The following is a 5,943-nucleotide window of genomic DNA, read 5'->3' on the forward strand; positions in this document are numbered from 1 at the left end:
GTTCGAGCTGCCGGTGGTGGACGTGTCCGGGGAGCCGGACCCCGTCGCGGCGGCGCGGGCGTGGTTGGCGGCGGATGGGGTGGTGCCGTTCGATCTGGCGGTGGGGCCGTTGTTCCGGGCGACGTTGGTGCGGGTGTCGGCGGACGAGTCGGTGCTGAGCTTGGCGATGCATCATGTGGTGGGTGATGCGTGGTCGGGCGGGATTCTGTGTCGTGAGCTGGACGTGTTGTGTGCCGGTGGCGAGTTGGCGGCGTTGCCGGTGCAGTACGCGGATTTCGCGGTGTGGCAGCGGGGTTGGCTGTCCGGTGCGGTGCTGGAGGCCGAGCTCGGGTTCTGGCGCGAGGCGCTGACCGGGGCGCCGGTGCTGGAGCTTCCGACGGATCGGCCGCGCCCCCCGGTGCGGTCCGCCGACGGCGCCGTGCTCGAGTTCACCGTCCCGCCGCAGGTGGCGGAGGGTTTGCGCTCGGTGGCCCGTGACGCGGGCGTGTCGATGTTCATGACGTTGCTGGGTGCGTTCTCGGTCCTGCTGCATCGGTACTCGGGCCAGGAGGACGTCGTGGTGGGTACGCCGATCGCGAACCGGAACCGGGCCGAGATCGAGGGCCTGATCGGGTTCTTCGTCAACACGTTGGTGCTGCGCACCGATCTGTCCGGGGATCCGACGTTCGGCGAACTGCTGGGCCGGGTGCGGGAGCGGACGCTGGCCGCCTATGCGCATCAGGACGTGCCGTTCGAGCACCTTGTCGACGCGCTGGACGTGGACCGGGATCGGTCGCGTACGCCGCTGTTCCAGGTGCTGTTCGACTACGTGACCGGCGAGGAAGGGCAGCCCGGTCCGGGCGAGGGCCGCGCGGTGGCCGCCCTCTACGACCTGACGCTCGTGATGAGCGAGACGTCCGACGGCCTGCTTGGCTCGGTCGAGTTCGCGACGGCGTTGTTCGACGAGGCGACGATCCGCCGTCTGATCGGCCATCTGCAGCTGGTCCTGGCTGCGGTGGCGGCGTCGCCGGATGCGGCGTTGTCGGGTCTGGCGCTGGTGTCGCCGCCGGAGTTCGCGACCCCTGCTCCGGTGACCTGGGACGGCATTAGCGGCGTGCACGAGCTGATCGCCGGCTGGGCGGAGTCGGACCCGTCCGCGGTCGCGGTGCAGGCCGGCGACGTCTCGTTGACCTACGGCGAGTTGTGGGATCGCGCCGGCCGTCTAGCGGGGTGGTTGCGTTCCGCGGGTGTGGGTGCCGAGTCGGTGGTCGGTGTGGCGGTCGAGCGTGGTGTCGATCTGGTCGTGGCGGTGCTGGCGGTGTGGCGGGCCGGCGGGGCGTATCTGGCGTTGGATCCGGGTTATCCGGCGGATCGGTTGGCGTTCATGGTCGCCGACGCCGGGGTGGGTGTGCTGGTCGGGCATCGTTCGGTGGCGGCGGAGTTGGCCGGTTTGGTGCCGGCGGTGTGCTGGCTCGACGAGCCGATTCAGGCTGCACCGGTTGAGGTGCTGCCGGTGGTGGCGGGTCAGGCGGCGTGCGTCATCTACACCTCAGGTTCGACGGGTGTGGCGAAGGCCGTGGTCGTGCCGCACGCGGTGTTGCTGGGTGTGCTCGGCGGTTGGATGCGGTCCCACTTCGGTGCGGGTGAGCGGTTGCGGTGGTTGTCGGTGGCGAGCGCGAGTTTCGACGTGTTCACCGGTGACGTGGTTCGTGCCCTGGGCTCGGGTGGGACGTTGGTGCTGGGTGCGGTCGGGTTGCAGCTGTCGGTGGGCGAGTGGTGTGCGGTCCTGGTGGGTCAGCGGGTGGAGGCGATGGAGGTTGCTCCGCGCTATGCCGATGCGCTGGTCGCGTATCTGGAGGACACCGGGGTGGTGCTGGATGGGTTGCGGCTGCTGGTCGTGACCACCGATGTGTGGCGTCTCGAAGCGGCGGCCCGGGCTCGGCAGGTCCTGGATGCGCGGGTGTTGACCGCATACGGGGTGACTGAGGCTGGTATCGACTCGACGTTTGCCGAGCCGGGGGGTGGGGTTGGTCCGGCGCCGGTGGGTGGGGCGTTGCCGGGGACCCGGCTGTATGTGCTGGACGCGTTCCTGCGGCGGGTGCCGATCGGGGTGCCGGGCGAGTTGTTCATCGGTGGTTCCGGGGTGGCGCGTGGCTATTTGGGTCGGGCTGATTTGACGGCGTCGCGGTTTGTGGCGGATCCGTTTGGTGGTGGTCGGTTGTATCGGTCGGGGGATGTGGTGCGGTGGCGGGTGGATGGGGCGTTGGAGTTTCTGGGTCGGAATGACGCGCAGGTGAAGGTGCGTGGGTATCGGATCGAGCCGGGTGAGGTCGAGCACGTCCTGCGCGGACATCCCGGGATCCGCGACGCGGTGGTGGTGGCTGACGCGGGTGGGGAGCGGCTGGTCGCGTATGTGGTGCCGGGGGTTGTGGAGGGGTTGCGTGGGTGGTTGCGGGAGCGGTTGCCGGAGTTCATGGTGCCGTCGGTGTTTGTGGAGCTCGCCGGGTTGCCGTTGACGCCGAACGGGAAGGTGGATCGGGCCGGGTTGGGTGGTGTCCGGGTGGCGTTGACTGGGGGGTTTGTGGCGCCGGTGGGGCCGGTGCAGGAGGTGCTGGCGGGGATCTGGGCGGAGTTGCTCGGCGTCGAGCGGGTCGGGGCGGCCGATGATTTCTTTGATCTTGGTGGGCATTCGTTGTTGGCGACGCAGGTGGTGTCGCGGGTGCGAGTGGTGTTCGGGGTTGAGGTACCGGTGGCGGCGTTGTTCGAAAATCCGACCGTTGCACGGCTGGCCGCGGTGGTTGACGGTGCCGCGCCTGGGGAAGTGGCGCCGGCGATCGTGCCGGTGGACCGCGACGGGCTGCTGCCGTTGTCGTTCGCGCAGCAGCGGCTGTGGTTCTTGAACCAGCTCGAGCCGGAGTCGGCCGAATACAACATGCCGATGGCGATCCGGCTGCCCAAGCCGGTGGATGTGCCGGCGTTGCGCGCGGCGCTCGGCGGGCTCGTCGCCCGGCACGAGGTGCTGCGCACGCGGCTGGTCGCGGGCGAGGACGGGGTGGCGTACCAGATGATCGACGCCGCCCCGGAGCGGCTCGAACTGCCGATCGTCGACCTCGCCGGGGAGCCGGAACCGGCCTCGGCGGCCGAGGCGTGGCTGGCCGCGGACGCGGTGGTGCCGTTCGACCTGGCGGCCGGGCCGCTGTTCCGGGCGACGCTGCTGCGGCTGGGCGGCGACGAGCACGTGCTGGCGCTGGCGATGCACCATGTCGTGGGCGACGAGTGGTCGGCCGGCATTCTGCAGGCCGAGCTCGCCGCGCTGTACGCCGGCTCCGAGCTTCCGGCGTTGCCGGTGCAGTACGCGGACTTCGCGGTGTGGCAGCGGCAGTGGCTGTCGGGCGAGGTGCTCGAGGACCAGCTGGAATTCTGGCGGCGGACGCTGGCGGGGGCGCCGACGCTGGAGCTGCCGACCGACCGGCCGCGGCCGCCGATCCGCTCCGCCGAGGGCGAGGTCGTCGAGTTCGCGATCCCGGGCGATGTCGCCGATGGGCTCCGCGCGGCGGGCCGGAGCGTCGGCGCGTCCATGTTCATGACGCTGTTCGGGGCGTTCAACGTCCTGCTGAGCCGGTACTGCGGCCAGGACGACATCGTCGTGGGCACGCCGATCGCGAACCGCAACCGCGCGGAGATCGAGGGCCTGATCGGGTTCTTCGTCAACACCCTGGTGTTGCGCACCGACCTGTCCGGCGACCCCACGTTCGCCGAGCTGCTCGGCCGCGTCCGGGCCCGCACCCTCGACGCGTACGCCCACCAGGACCTGCCGTTCGAGCAGCTGGTCGACGCCCTGGACGTGGACCGGGACCGCTCCCGCACGCCGCTGTTCCAGGTGCTGTTCAACTACGAGACGGCGGCCGAGGCGGACGAGGCCGGCGCCGGCGGCGGGACCACCGCGGCGAAGTTCGACCTGTCGGTGACGCTCGTCGATGCGGGTGCCGGGCTGTCGGGGTCGATGGAGTACAGCACGGCGCTGTGGGACCGGCCGTCGATCGAGCGACTCGTGGCGGCCTGGCTGGACCTGGCGCGGTCGCTGGCCGCGGACGCGGGCCGCCGCCTGTCCCAGCTGCTGGCGGCGACGGCCGACGAGCTCCGGTGGCTGGACGAGCGGGCCGGGCGGGGCGCGGCCGAGATCCCGGTGGCGGGCGTCCACGTCTGGATCGCGCGGCACGCGCAGGCCGATCCGGATGCCGTGGCGGTGGTGAGTGGGGCGGACCGGCTGACGTACGGGCAGCTGGAGGCGCGGGCCAACCGCCTGGCCCGGTACCTGCGGGGCCTGGGCGTCGGCCGCGAGTCGGTCGTGGGCCTGTGCCTGGAGCGCGGCCCGGACATGGTGGTCGCGCCGCTGGCGGTGTGGAAGGCCGGGGCGGCGTACCTGCCGCTGGACCCCGGCTACCCGGACGACCGGCTGCGCTTCATGCTGACGGACAGCCGCGCGTCGGTGCTGATCGGCTCCCGCGACGCGCACGCCGGGCTGGTGCAGGGCCTGAACACGGTCCGGCTGGACGATCCGGCGGTGGCCGAGGCGGTGGCCGGCTGCTCGGACGCGCCGGTGGACCGGGTGGACTCGGCGGGCCGGTTGGCCTACGTGATCTACACGTCGGGGTCGACGGGCCGGCCCAAGGGCGTGGCGGTACAGCACGCCAATGTGGTCCGCCTGCTGACGACCACGCAACCGCACTTCTCGTTCGGACCCGCCGACGTGTGGACGCTGTTCCACTCGTTCGCATTCGACTTCTCGGTGTGGGAGCTGTGGGGCGCGCTGGCGTACGGCGGCCGGCTGGTGGTGGTGCCGTGGTCGGTGACCCGATCGCCCGCCGAGTTCCTACAGCTGCTGTCCGAGCAGCGCGTCACGGTCCTGAACCAGACGCCGTCGGCCTTCGCGGCGCTGTCCGCGGCCGACCGGGAGGCGCCCGGCCGGCCGCTCGAGCTGCGGTACGTGATCTTCGGTGGGGAGGCGCTCGAGCCGGGGCGGCTGTTCGACTGGTACGCCCGGCACCGTGACGACGCGCCGCGCCTGGTGAACATGTACGGGATCACCGAGACCACCGTGCACGTGTCCCACATGCCGCTGGACGTCGCGACCGTGACCGGGGCGCACGGCAGCGTGATCGGCGCCGGCCTGCCCGACCTGCGCGTGCACGTGGTGGATCGCTCGCTGCGCCCGGTCCCGCTCGGCGTGCCCGGCGAGCTGCTGGTCGGCGGCGCCGGGCTGGCCCGCGGGTACATCGGGGCGCCGGCCCTGACCGCCGAGCGGTTCGTGGCCGACCCGTTCGGCGCGGACGGCGGCCGGCTCTACCGCTCCGGCGACGTCGCGCGGTGGCGGCCCGACGGGAGGCTGGAGTTCATCGGCCGGGCCGACACGCAGGTCAAGGTGCGCGGCTTCCGGGTCGAGCCGAGCGAGATCGAGGCCGCGCTGCGCGGACACCACGGCGTCGCGGACGCGGTCGTGATCGCCGACGGCACCGACGCGGATCGGCGCCTTGTGGCCTACCTGGTCCCGGCGGACGCGGCGGCCGGCGCGCCGGGGGTGGAGGAGCTGCGCGGATTCCTGCGCGGACGGTTGCCCGAGTTCATGCTGCCCGGGGTGTACGTCGAACTGGCGTCGCTGCCCCTCACCGCGAACGGCAAGCTCGACCGCAAGGCGTTGCCGGCGCCGGACGGCGCGCGGATGGGGCTGGACGCCGGGTTCGTGCCGCCGCGGTCGGCGGTCGAGGAGGTGTTGGCCGGGCTCTGGGAGCAGCTGCTGGGCGTGGCGCGAGTGGGCGTCCTCGACAACTTCTTCGCGCTGGGTGGGCATTCGTTGTTGGCGACGCAGGTGGTGTCGCGGGTGCGGGCGGTGTTCGGGGTTGAGGTGCCGGTGGCGGCGTTGTTCGATGCGCCGACGGTGGCGGGTCTGGCTGGGGTGGTTGCGGC

At 72.0% G+C, this 5,943-nt stretch carries 1 protein-coding gene; it reads left to right on the forward strand.

Going from position 1 to position 5,943, the window contains the following annotated elements:
* A partial coding sequence (locus tag ABD901_RS57960) for an amino acid adenylation domain-containing protein (RefSeq protein ID WP_345144835.1) occupies window positions 1-5,943 on the forward strand: 5,943 nt, incomplete at both ends.

The organism is Dactylosporangium darangshiense, from assembly GCF_039537565.1.
Lineage (GTDB): Bacteria > Actinomycetota > Actinomycetes > Mycobacteriales > Micromonosporaceae > Dactylosporangium > Dactylosporangium darangshiense.